We start from the raw sequence: 25,075 nt of genomic DNA on the forward strand, positions 1-25,075 counted from the left end.
CCATGCTCAACCCACGTTGTATATTGCCGCTAAAAGTGGCTATTGCCCTGACTTTGGCCATAGTCAGTGCGCTATGGCTAGGCTGGGAACGTCCCTATTGGGCAGGCTTCGCTGTCGTCGTTATGGCAGCAACAGAAACCTCGGGGCACTCGTTGAAAAAAGGCCGCCACCGCCTTGTGGGTACCTTAATCGGGGTCATGGCAGCTTTTATTCTGGTGGCAAGTTTTGCCCAGCAACCTTTGCCGTTCCTGCTTGGCTACAGTCTTTTTGCTGCCCTTTGTGTCTATCTGCAAGGAAACCCACGAAGTGGTTATATGTGGACTATCTGCCTGATGGTGTGCTCATTGGTGTTAGTCATGGGCAAGCTACTACCAGAACTCACCTTCTCGATGGCCGTGTTACGGGTTCAGGAAACCGTTCTCGGTATCCTCTGCTTTACTCTGGTCTTCAGCCTATTGTGGCCAAGCTCCAGCCGAACAGTGGTTATTTCAACCCTACAGCTTTACTTCGATAATCAAATCAAACAGCTTCAAGTTGCCAAAGACGAGCTTGCTGAACAGGGAAGCTTTACCAAGGAGCTCAATCTGGGTGATAGCCTTAGGCAATTAACCCGCTTGGAAGACTTAATCTACGCGGCCAGTGCCGACAGCTATCACATCACTCAGGATTACGCCAAGTGGCAAGCCTTACTTAGGCAGCTAAATCAATGGGCTTTGCTATGTGGCCACTTGGCAGAACTCAATGACCAAATAAAAGAGAAAGTAACACCGGGGCAAACAGCCGTATTGGCATCCTTAATAGATAGGCTAAGCCAAAGGGCACATACCGCCTTGGCGATACTTGATAATAAGCCGAAAAACGGAACAATAGGTATTCAGGCAATGCCTTGTCAGGTGTCTTTACTGAATTCATCACAGCATGGTGTAAACAACCAAAATCAACATGGCGCAACCCTGATTTTAGGCACACTTCTTACTGAGTTGGACCAACTGCAGTTTGACATAGTAGAGGCCCTTTCCGACTTGACTGGGACGACCAACTCAAAAAAGACAAGTAAAGAGCGCCGTTACAAGGAGAAATGGGTATTTCGCCCAGACAGCGCTATTGCAGCATTGAAGGCCTTCCTGGTGATTTGGGTATGTATCGCTTTATGGCTACTGATACCTATGCCCGGCGGTGCTATGATCGTACTGCTCGGTGCCATACTCAGTACCGTGGTTTTGTCATTGCCCTTTGCCAACGTCAAGACCCTGCTGTTTTCCATGCTCGGCTGGTCATTGTTCGTCCTTGCCCAATATGTCCTGCTAATGCCTATGCTGACCGAACTCTGGCAACTTGCAGCCTTTTATTTCGTTAACGCCTTTGGCATTTGGTACCTGTTGAACCAACCACAACAGGTACTTCAGCGCATGCTTGGTAGCCAGCTGTTAATAATGATGACAAGTGGGGCGATGCAATTGACACCCGTGTACGATATCCAACTAGCCCTCCTGCAGTTGATCCTCATCATTGTTGTAATGTTGATTGTTTTCTTCATCAACCATTTGGTGTTCCCCAATACACCGGAGTCTACCTTTTTACGGGAGTTGGGGCGATTGCGCAGCGGTCTAAAACACGCAATGGATAGACACTGCGCCCCTAGCAAGTCCTTCCAGTTTTATCCTGATCCGCTTCGCTCGGTCGCAATGGCAGAGAATGCGGCAAGTAGAATAAACTGGGCCACCTACCCCGAAGTGGATGCTAAGAAAGTCAGCGAGCTGATCAATAGCGCATACAAAGCCTGCCTGCTCTATTGGGCGTTTAAAGACAACCACCAACGTTGGCAACTCTCCACCCGCTCAAAAGCTATAGAGGTGCTGGTTGCAAAGATTATGAATTCGCTGGCAGGTATATTAGAAGAATCAATCATCAGTGAGGCATTGACAGCCCACCAGCAGCAACTTGATGATTTATTGGGTGAACTCCAGCATTACTTAATCGGGCTAGATAGAGAGTCAGTATTGCAATTTGCTCTCAATGTGGAGGATGTCGATGCCAGTTATAGGCTTCTGACATCCTTAAAACTGCTTATCGCATCGCTGAAATCACTAAGCAGCAATGTGCAAAAAAGCGAGGTTCACCATTTGCGACTACAACCTTTTGCCGTTTAACCCTCACATAGCAAAACGCCACCGTACAGCCCAAGATTCGGCTGGCGGTGGCATTTAGCAGAATGCCTTTAGTGAGTTATTGGATCAAACGCACTAACAAGGTACCCGGCTCTCGCATCGGGTCGAGGTTTACACTCAGCACATATCCGCTAGCCGGGGCGTGATAGCGTTGTATCTCATCACCAAAGCTATCGTATTGCACCGCAACCAAATGGCCTATTTCAACGCGATCGCCAATCTCTACCTGTGGCAATGCAAAGCCACCTAGGGTCGCCCTTACCGTGAAGATTTTTTTGCCTTCATAGCATTCATACTGTGGCTGGCTGACTCCCCCTTCGAGCACACCTTCAGATTTGAGTATGTTGATAACACCATCAACAGACCGGGCAATCATATCCGGCTGAAGGACCTTCCCCGCGCCGACTTCCACAGTTATGGAAGGCACCCCACTTCGGTTCCATACGGTTTCCAACACACCGTCATCGCCCGGATCATCAAAAATACAATCGGGGTTCATCAGTCGAGCCATTTTCACGGTTTGGGGAATACGATAATCCGCAAACACATAAAGCGGGTATGCTGCACCACGTGTCTGGGTATGAAGGTCTACCGCGATATCCGCATTAGGAGCCAGTAAGTCATACCAAATGGATGCAATGTATCGCTGGGCCGCATCACCTTCTGGGTTGCCGGGGAAAATGCGGTTCAAGTTGGTCGGTGACGCATCAGGGTCGGACAAAATAAAATCACGGGTGTGCATCAGCATACCAGACACATTGACGGTCGGGACTATAACCACCGTTCCCGCCACCACCTGCTCGGCAAGGTGTTGGATGATTTTCTGCGCGGTGATCACCCCGTTTAGCTCATCGCCATGAACCCCCGCCGTTATCATGACCTTGGGCGCATCGGCTGTCTGTTCACCTCGATATACCACAACCGGTAAATGCCAGCTCTGACCGATGCCGTTTTCCTGGGGACGGAACCAAAAGCGGTGGCAACCTACAGGTAGTTCGTCGACATCCAGCCGGGTGATCACTTGGTGGCCCTGTAAAACATCATCGGTGTATCGGGTCTTCATTTCCGCCATTCTCTCCATCCCCATGGTATTGAATTTTGTCATTTACAAAAAAATGGGCAGTTGCCTGCCCATTCACTCTAATCGATTTATCGCCTATTACGCAAAGCCCATCACATGTGCACTCACGACAATGACAGATGACAGCACAAACAGCAGGACAATGAAGCGCCATACGAATTTCGCCCAGTCACCCCAGTCAATGCGACACACACCCAGTGTTGCCATCAAAGAAGCTGACGTTGGTACGATGATGTTGGTAAAGCCATCACCCAACTGGAATGCCAGTACCGCAACCTGACGGGTCACACCTGCCAAATCAGCTAGTGGCGCCATCAGCGGCATGGTTAGTGCAGCCTGACCAGAGCCAGAAGTCACAAAGAAGTTGAACACTGACTGGAACACATACATCAACCAGGCAGCCATTACTTCCGGCAGCGAGCCGATAACGTTACCAGCACTGCTTAGGATAGAGTTCAAAACGCTGGCTTCGGTCGCATCACCGCCACCACCAAGGATAAGCAGGATACCTTTCGCACTACCGACCAAGATTGCCGGTGCCAGCATAATGCTTGCGCCCTCTTTGAACGCGTCTGCCATATCATTGACTGTCATGCCGTTTAGACGGAAGACAACGCCAATCAAACCGGCAACAAAGCCCATGGTGAAGAACTGGGAAGCAATTTCAGGAATGTACCAGGCATGCGCTACCACGCCCCAAATCACCCACACCATAGTCGCAACCACAGTGATCATGACAAGGGTATCACCCAAGTTCCAACGGGATGATGTCACAGAGGCTTCTTGGTTTTTAAAGTGAACATCGCCTTTTAGGCTAAATGACTTGGTCGGATCTTTCTTCACGCCATTGGCGTACCACATGGTGAATGCGATACCGATGATGGTAAACATGATCCAAAGGCCAATACGGACCGAGGCACCCGAAAGAACAGGAACGCCAGCGATACCCTGGGCGACTGCAACCGAAAACGGGTTCATCCATGATGCAGCAAAGCCAATCTGGGTCGCGACGTAGGTCACCATAACGGTTGTGATACCGTCATAACCGATCCTGACCATCAGCGGGGCAATGATAATGGCAAATGCCACCGCCTCTTCACCCATACCAAATACAGCACCACCCAGTGAGAACAGGGAAAACAGCACAGGGATAAACAGGGATTCGCTGCCTTTGGTCCGGTCAATCAAGCGCAAGATACCGTTATCAATGGTACCGGTACGCATCACGATGCCAAAAGCACCGCCGATCACCAGCATGAACATGATAACACCGATGGCCGAACCCCATTTAGAGCCGGACACCAAACCTTCGAACACAAAGTTCATCAGGCCAATGCCACCACCGCTGGCAAACAAACCAACACTGTTATAGACCAGTTCGCCCTGCTCGTCCGTTGCGTAGGTAAACGACTCGGGATCAAGCACGGTACGGGTCTTTTCTGCGCCGTCGGCAATATAGGAGATATCTTGGGTTTCAAACATACCTGCAGGTACGACATAGGTGATTGCCGTCGCCAACAGGCCAATAAAGAAGATCAATACCAGGGTATCTGGCATTTTCCAGGTTTTGTTTTGGACAACGTCCGATGTTGTATCGCTCATTATAATTCTTCATCTACAGCTTAAAAATGAAGAATAAAATATCGATAATTTTGCATACAATGTCAATCATATTTTGCAAAAGTGCTACTTGCGCACTTTTATCACCAAAACGAATGATTTCCTCAAGTAAAAATGACTAACAAAAACAAAAAGCGCGCCATCACTGGCGCGCTTTTATATTGTTTATCAATGTGATGAATAACGAGTGGTTATTTTGTGTTGCTAAGCTGCATTACCAGCATTTCTGTTGGTTTGACGATGGCAACAATCGCTTCGTCATATATTTTTGCTGCATTATGCAGTTGTGCTAGGTATTCATTTTGTTCTTGCTCGCTAAGAGACTGATTCTGCTCCAACTTGGCAATCAATGCCTGCCCCATTTGTGCAACCTCGATAGTTTTCTCAGCAATCACTACACTATCAACCGATGCCACATTGGCCGCAAGAATTGGCTTGGCGTCTTGGGCTGCGCTCAACACCTTAGCGTAATGTGCTTTCAGCGCAGTCAGCGCTTCACTGTTGCCATCGGCATACTCACCAGCCAACGTCTCCATTTCATAGACCGCATGGCTCTCAACTGGTAGTGCATCGACAAAACGGTTCAGGCGCTCATACTGGTTGTACAGATCACCGTGGTTAGGCGTCTGGATCCATTTTTCCCAGTTACGTGCATAGTACTGTGCAGGCTCGGTGTACTCTGCCAATGCCACCAAAGGCTGGACATCACTGCCATTTGCCAGGCGCTTGTACATCATCATCGCTTTGTTATGGTGCTGAAGGCCAAGCGAGATTTCTGACCAGTTATCGATAGCTGCCATGCGCTGGTACATACTGTCTTCATCGGTCAGTTCTTCTGGCGACCAGAAACGCTCGGCAATAGCGTAGCTACGCGGCCACAGGCGGTTTTCAACCGTCATCGAGTCATAGTTCTCCGCCCAAGCCGTAATTTCGCCACCCAAAATCAGCTTCTGCTCTTCATCGGTCAAATCAGCAGGGTAACCGCCATCCGGCTCAGGGATCACCGTACCTTCCATCTCAGTCCCGGCAATCATTTTGCCAGTGGTTGGCCAGCGAACGTTACCAATCAACTGGTAGCTGGTTTCGGCCAGTTCTGGGCCATCAAATGCTAGGTTGAACTCGGTGTAAGACATGAAGTTGTCAAAGTGGCCGCGGAACACTTTACCCGGCACATATTCAACAATGTATACCTCTTCACGGGATTTGCCGTTGTAATCTGTAAAGGCGCGGAAGTTACCATCCTTATCTTCAATAATGGTGATCAGACCTTTACGCGGTCCGCCCTTAGTACGCGGTTTTTCCCACTCGTACGTGGCGAACTTTTCACCGTCATGCAACTTGTCATCAACCGTGATACCGGTTGGCATTGGGTCGTTACGGTAGTGGTAACTAGTTGGCTGAGGCTGATCGAGGTAATAACCGGTAGAAAGAATACCTTGGTAACCTTCCTGTGCGGCACGACCGATACTGTCATGCCCTCGCCAACTCTGGATCACGATGGAAGTTGGCAGATCTTTATGCCAGATTTCATCCCAGCCAATCATCTTCTTACCGCGCTCATCAAGCATCTTCTCAACACGGGCATTGAGGTAAGATTGCAGGCCGTGGTTTCCGTCTAGGCCCTTCTCTTTGATGTAAGCCTGAATACTTTCATTTTCTGTCCACTGAGAGTAATTCGGCTCATCACCGCCAATGTGGAAATACTCATCCGGGAACAGTTCAATCACTTCGTCAAACACTTTACCCAAGAAGGTGTAAAGTTCTGGGTTGGTCGGGTCCATCAGAGGAACAAACACACCCCACTCACGTTGGTGCGGGTAGCTTTGCCCTTCACCACCAGACATCAGCTCCGGATAAGCATGAGCGACTGCCGAAGCGTGGCCTGGCAGGGATATTTCAGGGATCACGCGGATACCAAGGTTGCGGGCATACTCGACGACCCCACGAATTTCGTCTTTGGTGTAGTAGTCACCGTCAGACGTCATCTGCCAAAGTTTCGGATAGCTATCTAGCTGAATACGGATTGCCTGATCATCCCAGATGTGCCAGTGGAAAATGTTCATCTTCGCCGAGGCCATTGCATCTAGCTGGCGCTTGATCACATCAATTTCCACGAAGTGGCGCGAGGTATCGTAAGACACGCCACGCCAAGGGAAGCGCGGTGTGTCTTCAATGGTAACTTCCGGTACGAAGTAACCCGTCGCGTCGGTTTCAACTAGCTGAAGCAGGGTCTCGATACCGCGGATAGCACCATAAGGACGCTCGGAGGACAGGACAATTTTGCCGTTCTTTGCCGTCAGTGTGTATGACTCGTCTGCTTCAATCGTTTGTACTTCAGTTTTCGGCGCCTGTTCGATATCGATAACCAGTGTCGCTTTGTCTTCGCTATCTACATAGGGATTTAGCATAGGGACACCGGTCTGGCGCTCAAGGCGTTTAAGCAGTCGCTTGGCGGTAAAAGCTACGCGATCCGACTGGTAACCCTTGATGAATACCTTAAAGTCACCATTAATTTCGACCTTGCCTTCACGAAGCTCTACAGAGTGCGGGTAAGGCATTAGATTCAAATCGGTATTCGGGGCTGCAGCATTCACTGCTGGCGACAACATGGCTCCGGCTACCAAAGCAGACAAGATCGTTTTTTTCATGATCATTCCTCAGACATACTCATCATTATTTATCGGGGCAGATACCCAGCATGGATTTGGGGTAGGGCTGGATACCTTCTCACTCCCCCCTTGTTGGATGCCGAAATATTAAATTCGCCATGCGAATTAAACAGTGAGAAAAGCCACAAATAACCGTTCATTGTTTGATAGTTTCACACATATATTGGGTATTAATAGCAATATAACCAAACAAAACAACCACTTAATACATGTTAGAAAGCAAGGTATCAATAAGGCATTTTTGTGATTAGTTTCAAAAACTTATACCTTAATTCCATTTCCATAAAAGTAACAATTTGTGTCTTTGACCTTTACTATCAGGTGTGGAGGACAACCGGTTGACACACATCAAACCAAGTTTGAAATGTCACAACAACATCATCAAAGGATGTCGAGTTGATCACAAAAATTGATTACTATGCAGGTTCTAAAATTTCTCACTGATTGGACAAGTCAATGTATAAACTGGTTGCCCTTGATATGGACGGCACACTGCTTAACTCGCAGAAAGCTATTTCTCCTCGAACTAAACAGGCTATTCAGGCCGCGCGAGATAACGGCGTGCAAGTCGTGCTGGCTTCTGGCCGCCCGCTAGAAGGAATGACTAAGTACCTCGATGAACTGGGTATGACTGGTGAAAATGATTATGTCCTGAGCTACAACGCATCCCTGGTACAGCGCGTTGAAAGCAAAACGGTGATCCGCAAGCAAATCATGACAGGCCGTGACGCCAAGAACATCGCTAGCCTTGCAAGCGACTTCGGGACTTTCATTCACGCATTCACTCCTGAGCGTGGCCTTATCACTCCAGAAAACAACCCGTACACCGAGCATGAATCAGTCATTAACGGTGTACCTACCACAGTCCTAGACTTTGCCGAGTTGGCTGATGATGAGGAAGTGATCAAAGTCATGATGGTTGCCGACCCTGAGGTGCTTACCGCAGCAATCAACCAACTGCCAGAGAGCCTATACACCCAGTACACTGTGGTACAAAGTGCCCCATTCTTCCTTGAGCTGATGAACCCGAACAGCAACAAAGGCACTGGCGTTGCTATGCTAGCCGAGCATTTGGGTCTGGATGCCAGCGAAGTCATTTGTATGGGTGATGCAGGCAACGATCACCACATGATCAAATATGCCGGTCTGGGCGTTGCAATGGGCAATGCCACCGACGATATCAAAGCTATTGCCAACCATGTCACCGACACCAACGACAACGACGGTGTGGCGAAAGTGATTGAAGAATTTGTGCTAGGCAAATAAATCAATAAAAAAGCGAAGGGTTAACCTTCGCTTTTTTTTGACTTAATTATCCGGTCTCGCTCATTGGTCGCCCGGGTGCGGATTTCATGCATCACATACGTTTGCTGATCCCGTGTCCAGGCCTGCCCTGAGTCAGGGTCGAACTGCTTCGGCATGTCCAAACCCTGCGGAAGGTACGCATCGACACCGGCATCACGCGCCGTATCCACAGTGCGTAGGCTGTGCTCAAAAAAAGCTACCACAGCAGTCTTGCCCATGCCTTCTACACCTCCGGCTATTGATACCGCTTTCTCAGCGACTCCTAGAGTGCAAAGGTATTTCATTGTTCCCTTGCCGGAAAATCGCGGGTAGATAGCATGAAGATCACACGCCGGGATACGGTTGCCTATCGCCTCGGCCACTTCCCACTGGGCGTATACTGGAACAGCTGTTCGGCGGTACAAAGATACCACGGTATCGGCAATTGCCTCATTCATCGGCCCCGGGTGCTGATTACCATTTGGGGCAACTCTGTTACCAAACGAAAAGGCAAGAATACTCTCTACTTGCTCTACCGGAACAGTTTCAGCCTGCCAGTTGAGTAGATAGTCCATAAAAAACTGTGCAGTTTGATCGGCAACATCCTTATTATTCAACTGCTTGTTAAGCCTGTCAGCAATTGCTTGCTGCAACTGCTCATCACTCAGCGACTCGATAAGATCGAATGTCGGCTGATACATCATCGCTGCCATAACCACATCAACTCAATAAAAAGTAAATAAGTACCTAGAGACATTGATGCTGCGGATAAAATAGCGGGATAGCAAGCATAACGGCCATAGGCAATAAGTCATCTTGCTACAGCCTAACTGCTTAACTTTACAGAGGGATGTATCAAGAAAATCATCCCGTCCGGTGGGAAAAGTATTATTACTCACATCTTAGTGATTGCGAATGCTTTTTGGACTCAAATTCCTAAGATGTCTTATATGTGATACACAATTTCCCTTTGAGTGGCACTTTTACTTTGAACGGTAGCGAAAGAGATCAACCAAGCTAAAACCGGGCTGAAAACTTAAAGGAGATAAAGTCCCCATCAGTTCGGTTTTTAACTTCCATTTCATTAATCCACTTTAGCTCTGCCCGAACAGCTCGCCCAGACCATTTCCCCCTATAACTAAGAATAGGGCCGAGACCTACCGATTTTGCCTTAAACCCTCCTTGTTTCGCCCCACTACCTGAGTCGTCACTGAGTTGCTGATACCAATAACCCGATAACCCGAACCCAGTAAAACCCCAAAATAAAGGAACATATTGAATGACAGTCGAATCAATGTGCATTTGGGTACCCGTCTGGTAGTCGGTGTCATCATTTTTGGTATTCCAGTCAATACCGCCCGACAGCGTAAATTCCTGCCCTGTTACTGGCTCAATATATTGCAGCCAAGCGACAGGTGAAAAGCTCCAATAATTTTTACCAACATTGGCTAACTGCCCTACTTCATAACTCCCTGTCGGCGCATAAACATTAAAATGCAGTTCGGATTGCCAAAATTCAGAGAGTGGATAACTGAGCATTAACGGCGAAATCATAATATCGCCAAGGCCACTACTTTTATCCTGTAGGCGAAACGCTTGCTCATTGTTTGCTTGATTTGCAAAGACTTCCAGTGAGCGATATGGCAAGACGAGAGCCATCGCATATTGCCCCCCACCATTTAACTCAATCCCCGGGTTCCAAATAATATTGAGTGAATAGGTTTGGTCTTTCACATCCATATCATTAACCGCCAAACCTGCCACAGGAACGGTTAGCCCAGCATCGGTCTTGCCTTCATACTCATTCAAATCGACAAAAATGTTTACTGATTTATTGGACGGGATTTTATTTATCCTTGAGGACAGACTTCCAGGCAGATAGTGACCACTTGCACCTTCTTCAGCCTTTACTTGGCAAGAAAAACCCATGGATGCCAACCAAGTCATTGAGACTAAGCCTAGGTTACGCATACCACTGACCCAATAAGCACACATAAATGATTTCCTATCTACCCCAATAGATTGAAATATAGATGATAAATCAGAAATACCTAATTCGGCGTTGAGAATATTGCCTCAGCCTGACGTTTATCTCCCCAATGAAATGCCCGTGTTAATTTAAGGCTTTATACTGGATTGGAGTCTATGTTTGCATATATGAAGTCATATTGACGAAATATTTATAGACAAAACATTCATAGCCATTATCATTCCCCGCTTTAAATTTGTTCTGCGGCTTGAAGGTGATAATAGTGAAAAAAATCAAGAGGCTTAGTCACATCAAAAAGCCCTTTTTTGTATTACTCAGCTGGCTATTTATGTTAGCTATCATAATTCCTCTCATTTCTCTGTCTGTCATTCGTAGCTGGCAGAACTACTTTGACGCAACAGCAAATCAAATTGACACACTATCGAATGGTTTCAACCATGATATAAAAAAACATTTAGCCCCTCTCAATAATCAATTTCAACAACGATTAGAATGCAATAAAGAGCTAATCAATAAACTACAAACATCTGACTATAATGCAAAAAACCTGACCAATTTTGCACTAGTTCGAAATAACAAAATCATTTGTACCGCATACATGGGCTCATTACCAACACCTATCCCCTTGCAAGAGCCAGACTGGATTACACAAAAAGGTGTACGAGTAGTTTTGAACCAAGATATTCCAATTTTCGAAAGTCAGTTAACTGGCCGTACCGTTCAAAAAGGTGCATTTCTCGCATTTTTAGATTATCAACGAGGGGATAGCCAAACCGAATTTCTATGGCTGAAATACCGTGTATATGGCCTAGTTAATAGTAAGACAGCTTACAGCTATGGTTCGGAGGACTTTCAATTAAGCGATCATACACTGCATAACTCTGGCCAGCAGTGGTATGAGTTAGGCTACTGGCTGCTTAAAAGCTGTAACAACAAACCAAGTAATGAATGCAAAGTTATTGCGATTGACATCCAGCAGTATTTTAGCAGCGAGCGAAATGTCACTTTCATTTTATCGATGCTGCTCATTACCGTGCTTATGCTAACGACGATCTACTCTAGTCGACTGCATGCATGGTTATACAGCTTACCTCGTCAAGTCAGAACCGGACTGAAAGACGAGCAATTACAGTTACACTACCAACCTATCATCAACATGAACGACTTGTCTTTGAGCGGTTGTGAAGTGCTTTGCCGTTGGAATAATGCAGAAGGCAACATGCTTCAGCCTGATCAATTTATACATATCGTAGAAAAAAACAACCAGACTCGCGAACTGACCACCTTGGTGGTGACCAAGTGCATCAAAGAATTATCGTTCGCTAAACTACTCGGCAAATATCAGGTCGCTATCAATGCTTTTCCCGACGATATTGCCTCCGGCCACCTAGCTCGCACCCTATGCCGGCGCCTACCGGTAAAATACTTCAACTTCTTTACCATCGAGTTGACCGAAAAGCAGATCACCAATTTTGCTGCATTACAGGAAGGCGTTAGACAACTGAGAGTCCTGGGTTTCAAAGTGGCTATCGACGACTTCGGCACGGGATTTTCCAACTTAGAGGGGCTACGCGACCTGAGTGTCGACACCCTGAAAATCGATAAGAGCTTTGTGTGGGGAGCGGAAACACCTTCGCTCAAACAGAGTTTGGTCAAACACATTGTTGGTATCGCTAAATCTCTGAAGCTCAACATCGTGGCTGAAGGGGTAGAAACGGAGCAGCAGTTGGATTTATTACGCCAGCTCGGGATTGATTTCAGTCAGGGGTACTTACATAGCAGGCCATTGAGCATAAGTGACTATTCTAATTTCGTGAGTGCCACTTAACACCAATATTAGCCCAGCTCCATAGAGCTGGGCCTTTATATAGAAGCTATTTATTAACTTAGAAATTCGCCAAGAAATACGGGATCATCAAGGCGTTAACCAAGTCGATAAAGAACGCACACACCAGCGGTACGATGATAAAGGCTAAGTGTGAGTTACCGTATCGCTGGGAAACAGCAGACATGTTTGCCATCGCTGTCGGCGTCGAGCCTAGCGAAATACCGCCAAAGCCAGAGCAGATCACTGCCGCGTCGTAGTTTTTCCCCATCGCTGGGAAGACGATAAAGATATTGATCAATACCGCCACGATAAACTGTGCGGTCAAGATGGCAAAAATCGGCCCAGCCAAGTCAATCAACGTCCACAATTGCATACTCATCAGTGACATTGCCAGGAAAGTACCCAGCGCAATATCAGCGATCAACGCTACTGCCGGTTTTCTTGCCGGCCAATCCGTACCGGTAATTCGGCGGATATTGACCCTAAATACGATATTGGTCATTACAATACCGGCGAACAAGCAGGTGACAAACAGCGGTAGCTGCAAGCCCATTTCAGCAATCGCTTCGTTGAGGATATACCCGATGATGACACAAACATGGATAGAGAAAACTGCATCGAGAAAATCAAAGCCGGTAATATTGCCAGTTGCTTTATCATCATCGACCCCGACATCGAGTGCTTCTTTTTTCTCAGGCTTCAAATCGTAGCGGGTGATCAAGAACTTGGCGATAGGACCACCCATTAAGCTCGCCAAGATCAAACCAAAGGTTGCACAGGCCACCCCGATTTCCATCGCATTGGAGATACCATAGCCTTCCGAAATTCTCGGTGCCCAAGCAATCGCCGTACCATGGCCGCCAATTAAAGAAACACTGCCTCCCAGCATCCCTACCGGGCTATCAAGGCCAAAGGCTTTGGCCACTCCGATACCAGTGAAGTTCTGTACCATCATGTAGCCAATGGTAATAGCGAGCAGGATGACCAAAGGTAAGCCGCCTTTGAGCAAATCTTTCAGGCTGGCATTGATACCTATGGTCGTGAAGAAGTACACCAGAAGCACATCACGGGCGACCAAATCAAATTCAATGGCAACATCACTGACACTGTAAACTATTGCGATGATCACCGAAAACAAGATACCGCCAGTGACCGGCTCTGGAATACTAAACTCTTTAAGCGGCCTAAAGACATTATTGAGCTGCCGACCGACGAACAGCACCAAGATCCCGATGGTGACGGCAAAAAAGGAATCAAACCTCAAAATACCGTTAACCCAATCCATTTCCATACAGTTAAACCCTTATCGTTCCTAAAGCTTTCATTAACCCTAGCAAAAGTCTATTAAAAATAGCCTTTTTAAGGTCAATAAACGCTGACTGGCACGCAAGAATCTGTGTTATGGAAAGTGAGACAATCTCATTATGATTAATTTCTTAAAAGCTACTCAGAAGCAGGACGACAGAGCATTAGAATGTTAATGCTGATTTCGATACAATCATTTTAGCGTAGCCATAACTCATTGAGTGGTAATCCCTTTATGCCCAGTACCAAGTCGCCTGCTATTGTCGATGACCAAGCTATATTAAATGCCAAACGGTATATTGTTATTCATGCCCTGCAGTCAGGGCTAGGCAGCAAGCTACTGACCAATACCCAATTCAATGAGCGCTACGGGATTGTCGCTGGTACCATGCAGCGGGCGCTAAAAATGCTCAAGGACTCCATGGCACTATCCACCCAGTCCAAAGGACATATGGGTAGGATCATCACCCAATTGGATACCGGCTTGTGTTGGAATATTGCAAAATTACCGCCCGTACAATTAATCATGCCGAGCAGCGGTGCCATCGAGATTGATATTGTTATCCGTCATATCACCGATAAGCTTAGCAAACTGAATATCCCCTACTTCATCAGCAACCGGCCCGGTGGTGAGTTACGGATAGAACAAGTCTTGTCCGGCGAATTTGATATTGCGCTGGTTTCTCTGGGGGCAGCCCAAAATATGCCGACACCACTGGATGAAAACCACATCAAGGTACTAGCACCAGATACCTACTATTCCATGAATCGCTTGGTTGCCGTCACGGGTAAAAACATTACCCAACCCACCAAAGTTGCCATCGATAGCCACTCCTCGGATCATGTCAGGCTGACCAAAATAGAATTCCCGCAAAGCGAAGGCTTCGAATATATTGAAACCGACTTTCGCCAAATCCCGGCCCGAATACTCAACAAAGAAGCCGATGTTGGCTTATGGCACATGACCTCAAGCCCGGTACCGTTAGAGCATGCGGGCCTTTGTGCCCGGTTACTGAAAAAGCAACAAGCGATTGAGTCACATCAGCAATTATCGGCTGCGACACTGGTGATCAACCCCCATAGGCCAGAACTCAATGCACTGCTGGATGAAATTGACAGCAATGAGATAGTGCAAAACCAGCATCAGGCTTTTGTTGAAGAAGACCCTTACCACAAGGCGTTTACCTCCATTAGTTAAATATGTACGAGCATTAGCTAAACGTGGGCTCAGCATTATCCACCGCAAAAAAAACCAGCCTGGGTTTGAGGCAACCAGGCTGGTAACTTAACGCTCCCACTCAAGAAGAAGATTGGCTACGAATGGGTAAGTTCAATAACATCACGGGGGTCTGTTAACGGTTTGGCTATGGCTTTTGGCCTATGCTTGCTAACCCAATCATAATAGTTATCGATTTGGCCTAGCTTATCTTCCTCAGTCCAGCCCAATAATCCCTGCATCTCTTGCGCTATCGGACCAATCTGGGCCATGCCGCCATCTTTGTCCCAGAAGAAAGCCGATGTCCTGCGGATCAACAGGTCTTTGATTGAACATGCCGCTTCTTGTTCGACACAATAGTGAACCTCTGCCACTGTCAGGTCACGCGCTCCCAGCGCTTTTTGGAACTGTCCACCTTTGTGCCAGTACAAGGCAACTTGATGAGCGTTATGACCATAGCGAGATGCCCATGATTGAGCCAGTGAATATGGCACCCCACCCGCTTGCAGTTTGGCAACAACCTCATTGGCGACATACTTCACCTTACCCGCAACGTTTGGCTGCGAAGGTTCGCATGCTCCAGAGATTGGGACCTTGCCTGCTCGGTACGGCAAGAGATCCGGCCTGAGGTATTTGTTCTGATCTTGCTTGATCACTTTGTCCAACAGTTGTTTTGCCATCACCCGGTTACTGGTCAGCTTACCGCCGACAATGGAATAAACCCCAGATTCACTTCGCATGATCTGATGCTCACGGGGAGTCTTGCTATTGTTGACATCATCAGCAGGTGCAATCAGCGGCCTTAAGCCCGCCCAAGAGCCAACTATATGATCCTCGGTGATTTTCTTGCCGGGCATTAAATGGTTCGCCACATTCAGCAGGTACTGTATATCTTCTTTTTCCGGGTGGACGTTATTCAAATCACCGTCATAAGTGGTATCTGTCGTCCCGATGAACACCCTGTCATCTTGCATCGAGGGGATCGGCCAAACAGTACGACCATCGTCGGGTGAGCGCATAAAGACGGCTGAGTGCAGCGGAAAGTCCTGTTTGCGCAGCACAATATGGACACCTTTGGTTGGCCGCAGCACTTTCGAATCACCCTGCTCAAAACGCAGAATATCATCGCTCCAAGGCCCGGTAGAGTTAATCACATAACGGCTGCGGATAACTCCTTGCTGGCCAGTCAACTTATCGGTGACTTTTACCCCATCACACTGCTTGTCGCTGTAGGTCAACCCGGTCACTTCGCAATGGTTAAGCACCTGCGCCCCATACTCAGCGGCCCCCTTCACCGTATCGATTGTCACTCTGGCATCGTCAGTAGAGACATCATAAAACATGGCCGCACCGCGCAAACCTTGTTGCCTGAAATCCGGCTGTCTGGCCAGCACCTGCTCTTTGCTCAACATTTTATGACGCCGTTTGTTCCAACTTCCCGACACAAAGTCGTAGAACGTCAGGCCCAGGTTCAACAACCACTTCTTGTCCGGCGTGTTATCGTAGAACATATATAAAAACGGCTGTACCTTGGTAAGGTGCGGTGCCAGCCTAAGTGCCATCTCCCGCTCCCTGACCGACTCCGCAACCAGGCCAAACTGATAGGTCTCCAGATAACGCAGTCCACCGTGGATCAATTTCGAAGAGCGGCTAGATGTCCCCGAGGCGAAGTCCTCTTTCTCCACCAGTACCACTTTTAAACCGCGAAGAGCTGCATCCCTTGCTGTGGCTGCGCCTGTGATACCGCCACCAATCACCACAAGATCAAACACGGTATCTGAAAGTTGATGTAATACTGCTCGCTTCATCACTTGCTCCATCCCTGTGCTCGTTCAACTGCCCGGGTCCACATCGCGTATTGCTGCTCCCGGGTTTGCTCATCAATCTGCGGGGTAAAGGTCTGTTTATTCCTGCCGATAGAAAAGGCCTCATCCTCACTTTTCCAAATACCGGCCCCAAGCCCTGCCATCAAGGCAGCGCCAAGACTGGTCGCCTCAACATTCCGTGGGCGGATAACAGTGACCCCTAACTGATCAGCCTGAAACTGGACCAACAAATCATTCTTGGCTGCACCGCCATCGACCGACATCTGGGTAATCGAATAGCCCGATATCGACTGCATTGCATTGATAAAGTCGCGAATGGAATAAACGATCCCCTCCAACGTTGCCCTCACAACATGGCCACGGGTCGTTCCCGGCGTAATTCCTAACATAGAACCTCGTGCATAAGGGTCCCAATACGGTGCTGAAAGCCCAGTCAAAGCCGGAACGAAGTACACTCCACCATTGTCTTCGACCTTGGATGCCACCGCTTGCGATTCTGCAGATGAGTCAATGATTTGCAAGCCGTCTCTTAACCACTGGACTGCCGAACCGGTACATCCTGCATAACCTTCAAGGGCATAATGGGTAGTACCATTTTTACGCCAGGCAATCTGGCAACAAATCCCGCTATTCACATCAATAACCGGCTTATCACCAATTAACATATCAAGGAAAGTACCGGTGCCATGGGTACATTTAATCATCCCCGCTTTGGTACAGCCCTGGGCGAACAAGGCTGAGTGCTGATCGGCAATCAAACCTGAAATTGGCACACTCCCCCCGACAATACGCTCATCGGTCAGGCCAACGACTGCAGCATCATCACAAACTTCAGGGAACATGGATAACGGGATATTCAATGCTGCCAGCCACTCTTGGTACCATTCATCCTGGGTTAAATCGTATGAACCTGTCACCGAAGCATTTGAAGCACTGATAACATGTTTTTCACCACCGGTCAGGCAATACACCAACCATGAATCTATGGTACCGAAAGCCAAATCACCCGCTTCGGCCTGCTCGCGCATGCCAGCGACATTCTCCAGCATCCACTCAAGGCTGAGTGATGAATAGACAGGTGCCAGTGCCCAACCTGTCCGGCTGTAGACTTTCTCCCCCCACTGCTCAGCGAGTTCCTGAACCCGCCCTGCGGTTCTGGTGTCCTGCCAAACGATAGCCCGGGTTACCGGTTGGCCGGTTTTACGGTCCCATACCACAGTGGTGGCACGCTGGTTGGTTATACCGACGCAGGAGATATCGTTCATCTGCAGTGAGATATGCTTGAGTGCCTGTGCGATCATTGCTTTGGCTGCTGACCAAATTTCAATGGCATCCTGCTCTACCCTGTCAGGCTGGGGATGGTAGTTGGGGAACTCGGTATAGGCCTGTGACAGAATCTGGCTTTGCTCATTGTAAATAAGGGCACGAATACCCGTTGTGCCGGCATCAATAACTAATATATGTTTGCTCATGACTCACTCCTTGTATTCACTATTTACTGACAACCAAAGAAATTAAAATCAGCGCCGTGGTCATTGGCCAGATAGCACTGGCTGGGGGATCGATATGGGTATCGGCGCGGATAAGCCAAAAACGAGCAAACAACTGGCCCAACACAGAGGCGCACAATCCTGAAATGGCACCAATAGTTACCAGTGCGACATCATTGGGAATCACCCCGATAAATAGCGAGACGGCTACAGCACTTACTAGGGTAATATGATGGGTTGCAGGAACAAGGACATTCATCGCCAAAAAGAGGAGGGATATCGCAGAAATTGCAAAACCGAGGAATATCACCCCTGGAGCTTCCGGATAGGCTTTTAGCAACTCCAGCGCCGACCATGCTGACATGGCACCGACGAACAGGCCGAGAATAATGGTCATCGGGAATGTATCTTGATAAGCCAACCATGAATGTTGCTCGGAAGTTTTGAAACGATCCAACCCATGTTTCCCTTCGCAGTGCTGGCCGATAATCCCGCACTTACTGAACATCAATCGGGCTGCCAACGCAGATAGTACTACCGTCAAGGCAACAGAGTCTGTATTTGCGCCAATTCCTTCAATACCGGCAAGGATAGACTGGACTAAGTAGCCACCAAGACCAAATGCACCACCGACCATCAACACGCTGGGCCTGCTCAGGCTAACCAATGGCGTGACGATATCCCGGCCATTTGCCAGCCAACCTTTATGCGATGCATAAGCGGCAGCAGCCACACCACCAGCGAATGAAATATGGGGGCCGAATACCGGTCCAAGCCCAATTAAATCAAGGAATGCGGAATCACCACTGCCGATAATAATTGCGATACCGACAATAATCGCGATCCCGGTAAAAACAAATGCCACCAAGCCGCCAAAAACGGCGCCTAAAAAACCTCCGGCAAACGAACCGAGAATACCCATGACACTGATATTGAATAAACTATCCATCTTTCATGTCCTTATATATTTTTATGTTGTGTAGGGTGAGCCTTATCGGCTGTTTCTCAATATTCTCGCTAGCCAAGGCTCATTTAGGGGTTAGGCTGGTACATCAAATTGCACCAGCCATTTCATTTCCGATTAGCATCAATCCAGTCCCAATTTTCCGGGGTTGAGGATAGCGTTTGGATCCAGTGCTGCCTTCAATTTACGCAGGATCAAATGAGCCTCGCCGATTGAGCGGCGACTGTATGGAGAGCGTGCCAACCCACCACCATGGTGATGCGATAGCTCTGCACCGTGCTTGATACAGACCTCCATAGTGGTTTTCCAAATCTGCTCCAAGCGGGCAACGGCAGCTTCATCCGACTCCTCTTGCCCAAGCAAGATGACGTACATTGAAGTCCCTTGGTTATAGATGTGGGAGAAGTGAGAGATCACTTCATTCGCCATAGGGTCGAGGGCTTGTTTCAAGTCCTGCCAAAGCAAATGGATGGAATCCCAGTTATGGGCAATTTCGATGGTCTCGCCAAAGCCACCTTTGGTCGCCAGCAGATTCTCAACGGTTGAGAAGTCAAAACGCCTTTCCATCCAGCCCAACGTCCCCTCTGGTCCAATGGCTTTACCGCCATGCTTTTCAGCTAGCTGGTGAAGGACATTCTGCTCAGCATCCACCATCGCTGCCAGCCCCCGGCTACCCAAGAACAGTACAGGGGTGTCAAAACTCTTATCCTGCATGGCATGTTTGGCTTCCTCAGTATCGTAGAAACGCACCAGGAAAGGCTTGAGGTTGGAGGCTGTGATTTCCCGCATTAGAGCAAGGCCATCCTCAACCGTTGGAATGGCATAAGTCATGAAGGCTTCCGCTTCCATTTTCGGGAACACTTTGAGGGTCACCGAGGTGATCACTCCCAATGTACCTTCCGAGCCAAGGAAGATCTGGCGTAAGTCCGGCCCCATCGCTGCACGGGGGTTGGCCTTTAGGGTCATTTTTTCACCCGTCGCTAAAATAACATCATAACCAACAACCAGATCTTCAATGCCGCCATACAAAGAGGAAAACTGCCCTGTTGCCAAAGTGGCCAACCAGCCACCGACCGTTGAGCGGTAGAGTGACTGGGGAGAATGACCCAGCGTCCATCCTTGTTGTTGCAACATATCTTCTAGGTCCCCGCCATTTTGGCTGCAGGTTGCTGTGACCGTCATATTTTGTTCATTGAGGGAGTAAGAGCTTGGGATCTCGGAGATATCCAACACAATCCCCCCTTTGGTTGGCAGGGGCTGTCCTGTAACCGAGGAAGCCAATGCCCTGACGGTTACCGGGATCTTTTCTTCATTGGCAATCTCTAGTACTTGGCAGATATCATCATCATTCTGCGCTCTTACTACGACATCTGCCTTATTCGGATGCTTATCAAGTAAATTGAGCTTGGTCATCAATGGCCATGTATCGTGGCTACTGGCTTCAAGATCTCTTTTCTGTGTCGATACTTTCGCGACATCCAGTGCTTTTTCTAGCTTCTTAACAATCAACGGATAATCCAACATAACCCCTCTCTCAACTCTCAGTAATTAGTTAATCAGTGTTAGGTGTGAGCCTTGATTCCAGTTGCCTTGACTCAATAATCATAATTTGGAGTATTCAATAAATTGACTATTGATCCATTAGAATTTAAAGTCAAAGTGAAGTTTGCAAAGTGAGATAGATGGCACGTTATTGGTTGTTTTTTGACCGCACCAAGTGATGCCCATCATCTTTGGGTGTGAAGGAACCAAGGAGGGAAGCATGCTTACCGATCTCGATGAAAAATATCGTCAATCCGAGCGCGCAAACAATGCAGTAAGGATAATTAAACGTTGTGTCCATCGTGGTTTTTGCAATACAACATGCCCGACATTCATTGAGTCGGGTAGCCAAAACCGTGGACCGAGGGGACGGATTTATTTAATTCGAGATTTTTTGCAGGGAAAGGCGCTAACAGCAGAACAACGCAAAGATCTCGATTTATGTGTTGCATGCCGAAGTTGCGAGACCACCTGCCCAGCCGGTATCGAATTTGGTCAACTGATCCATATTGCCCGCAGCATGCTGGAGGAGGATTACCCACGTCCGTGGAGAGAACGCATACTTAGGTGGGCAATAAAGCAGGTTCTTCCCTACCCAAATCGCTTTTCGTTGGCACTGACTATTGGAAGGCAGCTGAAACCTGTATTACCCAACTCTATCGCGATAAAAATCCCACCCAAAAATACCAACAGTCAACCTGAGGTATCGGTCAGCATCCAGAAACAACAAGTACCCAAACCAGGAAATAAGGCCAGGTCCGTTATCTTAATAACCGGCTGTGCCCAAGATACACTGCAGCCAACCACCAACCGGGCCGCCGTCAACATACTCTCGGCCTTGGGGATTAAGACACAACAGCAACCTACCGCTCAATGTTGCGGGGCCGTTCACACCAGCCTTTGCGATAACCATAAAGCCCAGCAACTAATGAGAGCAAATATCGATGCATGGTGGCCATTGATTGAGAAAGGGGCGGAAGCCATTATCTCAATGTCTTCGAGCTGCGAGCTGATGGTTACAGAATACGCAATACATCTTGCTGACGATGAAAATTATGCTGAAAAAGCCAGCATTGTCAGTAAACTCACAAGGAACATCGGCGAAATTATCTTGGAAGAAGACGAGCAGCTTTCACATTTCACGCTCGACGAGAACTGCAAAAACATTGCCTTGCACACGCCATGTTCACTAAGGAATGGTCTTGGCAAAGACGATATACCCACACATATCCTAAGCCGGCTTGGTGCGACGTTCAGTGATACTGAAGATAATAAAATTTGTTGTGGATCTGGCGGCACCTATTCATTGCTACAGCCACAATCGAGTATTCTGCTTAGGAACAACAAAATTAAAGCGCTAACCCTAAACCAGCCGTCGCAAATAGCCACCTCTAACCTAAGCTGCCAAATGCATATCAGTTCAGGCACAAAGAAACCAATATCGCACTGGGTAACACTGCTCAAGGTGATTCACCCGAGCCACTAGTGCCATTGATAACAAACAAAAAAGCCAGCAACGTTACTTGCTGGCTCCTCATATAACATCAGGTTTAAAAATTTTAGATCAGCGATTCAATACCATAGTCTTTGCCGTAGTGCTCAACCACAAAGTCGATATCTTTATCACCGCGCCCTGAGAGGTTTATCAAGATTGAACCGGTTTCACCCTCTTTCGCCAGTTTCAGGGCATAAGCTAGTGCGTGGGCCGATTCGATAGCTGGGATGATTCCCTCGCAACGAGAAAGCTCGAAGAAGGCATCGATTGATTCCTGGTCGTTGGCGGTACCATAATTGACCCGTCCAATATCTTTCAGGTAACTGTGCTGCGGTCCGACAGACGGATAATCCAAGCCACTGGCAACCGAATACACTTCCTGAGGTTCGCCCTGCTCGTCTTTTAGCATGTATGACTTGAAGCCATGCATGATGCCCGGCTCACCCAACGACAAGGTAGCTGCATGCTCGCCAACTTCATTCAAAGAGCGTCCGGCAGGCTCAACTCCGTGAATCGCTACATCTTCATCCTCTAAAAATGCAGTAAACAGGCCCATCGCATTCGAGCCGCCGCCAACGCAAGCGACTAGGTTTTTAGGCAGGGTTCCGGTCATTTCCTTGAACTGGACACGGGCCTCGTTACCGATAATTGACTGGAAGTCACGTACCATCATCGGAAAAGGATGCGGGCCGACGACCGAGCCAATGGCATATAACTGGTTGATAGGATCTTTGAGGTAAGCTTCGAATGCGGCATCAACCGCTTCTTTGAGTGTTTTGCGACCATGGGTGGCCGGAATGACATTGGCACCGAGGATGCGCATGCGGACGACATTCGGGTGCTCCTTGGCAATATCCACCTCGCCCATATAGATATCACACTCCAAACCCACCAAGGCGGCAGCTGTTGCCAGAGCAACCCCATGTTGACCTGCACCGGTCTCGGCAATCAGTTTCTTCTTGCCCATCTTCTTGGCAACCAATGCCTCACCCAGGCAATGATTGATCTTGTGGGCACCGGTATGGTTAAGATCCTCACGCTTGAGATAGATAGGGACGCCATATTTAGCCGATAAGTTCTCGGCATGGAAAATTGGACTAGGCCGGCCGACAAAATGCTTGTATAGGCGCGCCAGCTCTTGTTGGAATTCAGGATCCTTGCGGCACTCATCATAGGCTGCCGTGATCTCCTCCATCACTTTTTGCAGCTCTTCGGGAATGAAGCTGCCGCCGTATTCACCAAAATAACCTTGAGCATTGGGTAGCGCGTGATCAAACGAGTTTTTCATGGCATTCCTTGTCCTATTCAATGAGTACACTACGCCATCATAAAACGTTATATCCCGTGGTTGAATAGTGACAAGATGAGTATTTGGGATAAGTGTGATCTGGAAGATTATTATTTTGAGATAACGATGAGAGTCCCCCACCCACACACTTAATATGAGCCCCCCTAGTGACACAAATTATCGGCAAGTTCGACGCATTCTTGCATCCCTTGGTGTTAGGTTAAAAACTTGCTTAAACTTGGTGGAGAAATAATTACTGTCTTGATAACCCACATCAAAAGCAATCTCTGTAATAGGTTGGTCGGTATAGAGAATATCTGAGAGTGCTTTACTTGTTCTCGTATAATGTAAGTATTGATTGAAATTCATTCCAGTCAGCTTTTTGATACTACTGGTTAGCTGACGAGCAGAAAGTTGCACCCGTTCCGCTACATTTTCAATTTCATTTAAATCTGCATAATTTTGATTAATATATGACAAAGCAAAGATCACCTTATCATTGTTATTTAGCAGATTAATATCTTTAATCTTCCCTCTCCACAGTTCAACAATAATCTGCTGAAAAATCGATTGGGCAATAATTTGAGATTCGATGCTGTCAATATGCGATTCAACATGCAGCTGTTCAACCAATTGATCGACGCGTTTCGCTGCTTTCTCATTGATAAACCAGCCATGATCATCGTCAGAATCATAAGGCATGAAGTCTTTAATCGCAGAGTTTAATGACAATTTGTCTTTTTCAAATAGGATATTACTTAGGTATAGATCATCCACTTGATCGAAGAGATGTCGATCTTCTTTTTTCACAAAGCACACGTAGTTTTTGCTTAAATTCATGGGAATGTCGTTCATGACATGGGTGCCATTACCTGCTGAGACAATAATTATCTCTTCAAACGAATGGGCATGTTCAGGAAAGGGCTCCTGAGGAGTTCGGAGCTCTGTCGTTACTGGGCAGCTCGAATTTAAAAAGAACTCATTGGACTTTAAAAAGATCATACCATCACCTCTGTTTGACAAACTTTACCTTAGAGGCTTTTTCTCTACCTTTCTAAGCAGATGCTCCCACTTTTTCTATGATCTTTTGCTTTTTTTGTAAACTGTGAACACGCAATTACCGATCTCCATAAATTCACCCTCCAAATGAGAGTACTGTGTTATTTTGCCAAGGTTATAAATTCTGGGGTTTGTAAGCTAACCACAACAGCCCTGAATTAGGGCTCCTATGAACCAGCAATTTATAACTTAATCAATGCCAATGGGTCGATAGGAAACAAGGGATATAACAATTAAAGCTTACGAATGG

17 protein-coding genes are annotated in these 25,075 nt (G+C 47.6%); 5 read left to right on the forward strand and 12 right to left on the reverse strand.

The features are described from left to right. The first annotated feature begins 2 nt into the window (after positions 1 to 2). Positions 3 to 2,150 (forward strand): FUSC family protein, encoded by a 2,148-nt coding sequence (locus C9J01_RS20080; RefSeq protein WP_107299924.1) that lies wholly within the window; start codon positions 3 to 5, stop codon positions 2,148 to 2,150. Positions 2,151 to 2,226: 76 nt separating this feature from the next. On the opposite strand, the gene C9J01_RS20085 is transcribed toward C9J01_RS20080, so the two are convergent. From C9J01_RS20085 to C9J01_RS20095, 3 genes are all read right to left on the reverse strand, one after another. Further along, positions 2,227 to 3,231, reverse strand: coding sequence for a succinylglutamate desuccinylase/aspartoacylase family protein (locus C9J01_RS20085; RefSeq protein WP_107299959.1), 1,005 nt, complete (start codon positions 3,229 to 3,231; stop codon positions 2,227 to 2,229). 96 nt (positions 3,232 to 3,327) lie between these two features. Continuing rightward, the gene (gene yfcC, locus C9J01_RS20090) at positions 3,328 to 4,806 is read right to left on the reverse strand and encodes a putative basic amino acid antiporter YfcC (protein WP_237157026.1); all 1,479 of its coding nucleotides are present in this window, start codon (positions 4,804 to 4,806) and stop codon (positions 3,328 to 3,330) included. 254 nt (positions 4,807 to 5,060) lie between these two features. Beyond that, entirely contained in the window at positions 5,061 to 7,517 is a 2,457-nt protein-coding gene (locus C9J01_RS20095) for a family 20 glycosylhydrolase (protein ID WP_107299926.1), read from the reverse strand. Positions 7,518 to 7,994: 477 nt separating this feature from the next. On the opposite strand from C9J01_RS20095, the gene yidA reads away from it, so the two are divergent. Then, a complete protein-coding gene (gene yidA, locus C9J01_RS20100) occupies positions 7,995 to 8,804 on the forward strand; it encodes a sugar-phosphatase (RefSeq protein WP_107299927.1) in 810 nt (269 codons plus the stop codon). A gap of 20 nt (positions 8,805 to 8,824) precedes the next feature. On the opposite strand, the gene C9J01_RS20105 is transcribed toward yidA, so the two are convergent. Next, positions 8,825 to 9,535, reverse strand: coding sequence for a hypothetical protein (locus tag C9J01_RS20105; RefSeq protein ID WP_107299928.1), 711 nt, complete (start codon positions 9,533 to 9,535; stop codon positions 8,825 to 8,827). Between the two features lie 304 nt (positions 9,536 to 9,839). Then, positions 9,840 to 10,793 carry a SphA family protein gene (locus tag C9J01_RS20110; RefSeq protein WP_158264576.1) on the reverse strand — a complete coding sequence of 318 codons (954 nt, stop codon included), beginning with the start codon at positions 10,791 to 10,793 and terminating at the stop codon, positions 9,840 to 9,842. A 347-nt stretch (positions 10,794 to 11,140) separates the two neighbouring features. Between C9J01_RS20110 and C9J01_RS20115 the strand changes: the two genes are divergently transcribed. Further along, positions 11,141 to 12,640: an EAL domain-containing protein gene (locus tag C9J01_RS20115; protein WP_272898733.1), complete on the forward strand. Its 1,500-nt coding sequence runs from the start codon at positions 11,141 to 11,143 to the stop codon at positions 12,638 to 12,640. A 58-nt stretch (positions 12,641 to 12,698) separates the two neighbouring features. Here C9J01_RS20115 and gltS read toward each other — a convergent pair whose 3' ends face one another. Continuing rightward, on the reverse strand, positions 12,699 to 13,925 hold the full coding sequence (gene gltS / locus C9J01_RS20120; protein ID WP_107299960.1) for a sodium/glutamate symporter: 1,227 nt from the start codon (positions 13,923 to 13,925) through the stop codon (positions 12,699 to 12,701). A gap of 255 nt (positions 13,926 to 14,180) precedes the next feature. Here gltS and C9J01_RS20125 point away from each other — a divergent pair, with 255 nt between their 5' ends. Further along, entirely contained in the window at positions 14,181 to 15,143 is a 963-nt protein-coding gene (locus C9J01_RS20125; RefSeq protein ID WP_107299931.1) for a YhfZ family protein, read from the forward strand. Positions 15,144 to 15,259: 116 nt separating this feature from the next. Here the strand turns inward: C9J01_RS20125 and C9J01_RS20130 are convergent, their stop codons facing one another. The 4 genes from C9J01_RS20130 to C9J01_RS20145 form a co-directional block, all read right to left on the reverse strand. Next, positions 15,260 to 16,969, reverse strand: coding sequence for a glycerol-3-phosphate dehydrogenase/oxidase (locus tag C9J01_RS20130; protein ID WP_158264577.1), 1,710 nt, complete (start codon positions 16,967 to 16,969; stop codon positions 15,260 to 15,262). Beyond that, on the reverse strand, positions 16,969 to 18,459 hold the full coding sequence (locus tag C9J01_RS20135; RefSeq protein ID WP_107299933.1) for an FGGY family carbohydrate kinase: 1,491 nt from the start codon (positions 18,457 to 18,459) through the stop codon (positions 16,969 to 16,971). Before C9J01_RS20135 ends, C9J01_RS20130 begins: the two co-directional genes overlap by 1 nt. 19 nt (positions 18,460 to 18,478) lie before the next feature. After that, positions 18,479 to 19,426, reverse strand: a complete 948-nt coding sequence (locus C9J01_RS20140; RefSeq protein WP_107299934.1) for a DUF7973 family transport facilitator — start codon at positions 19,424 to 19,426, stop codon at positions 18,479 to 18,481. Between the two features lie 138 nt (positions 19,427 to 19,564). Continuing rightward, a complete protein-coding gene (locus tag C9J01_RS20145) occupies positions 19,565 to 20,965 on the reverse strand; it encodes an FAD-binding oxidoreductase (RefSeq protein WP_107299935.1) in 1,401 nt (466 codons plus the stop codon). A gap of 238 nt (positions 20,966 to 21,203) precedes the next feature. On the opposite strand from C9J01_RS20145, the gene glcF reads away from it, so the two are divergent. After that, positions 21,204 to 22,469 (forward strand): glycolate oxidase subunit GlcF, encoded by a 1,266-nt coding sequence (gene glcF / locus C9J01_RS20150; RefSeq protein WP_158264578.1) that lies wholly within the window; start codon positions 21,204 to 21,206, stop codon positions 22,467 to 22,469. A gap of 73 nt (positions 22,470 to 22,542) precedes the next feature. On the opposite strand, the gene trpB is transcribed toward glcF, so the two are convergent. Continuing rightward, entirely contained in the window at positions 22,543 to 23,766 is a 1,224-nt protein-coding gene (trpB, locus tag C9J01_RS20155; protein WP_107299937.1) for a tryptophan synthase subunit beta, read from the reverse strand. Positions 23,767 to 23,943: 177 nt separating this feature from the next. Continuing rightward, positions 23,944 to 24,768, reverse strand: coding sequence for a helix-turn-helix domain-containing protein (locus C9J01_RS20160; protein ID WP_107299938.1), 825 nt, complete (start codon positions 24,766 to 24,768; stop codon positions 23,944 to 23,946). Positions 24,769 to 25,075 lie beyond the last annotated feature (307 nt).

This window comes from Photobacterium rosenbergii, assembly GCF_003026455.1.
Classification (GTDB): domain Bacteria; phylum Pseudomonadota; class Gammaproteobacteria; order Enterobacterales; family Vibrionaceae; genus Photobacterium; species Photobacterium rosenbergii.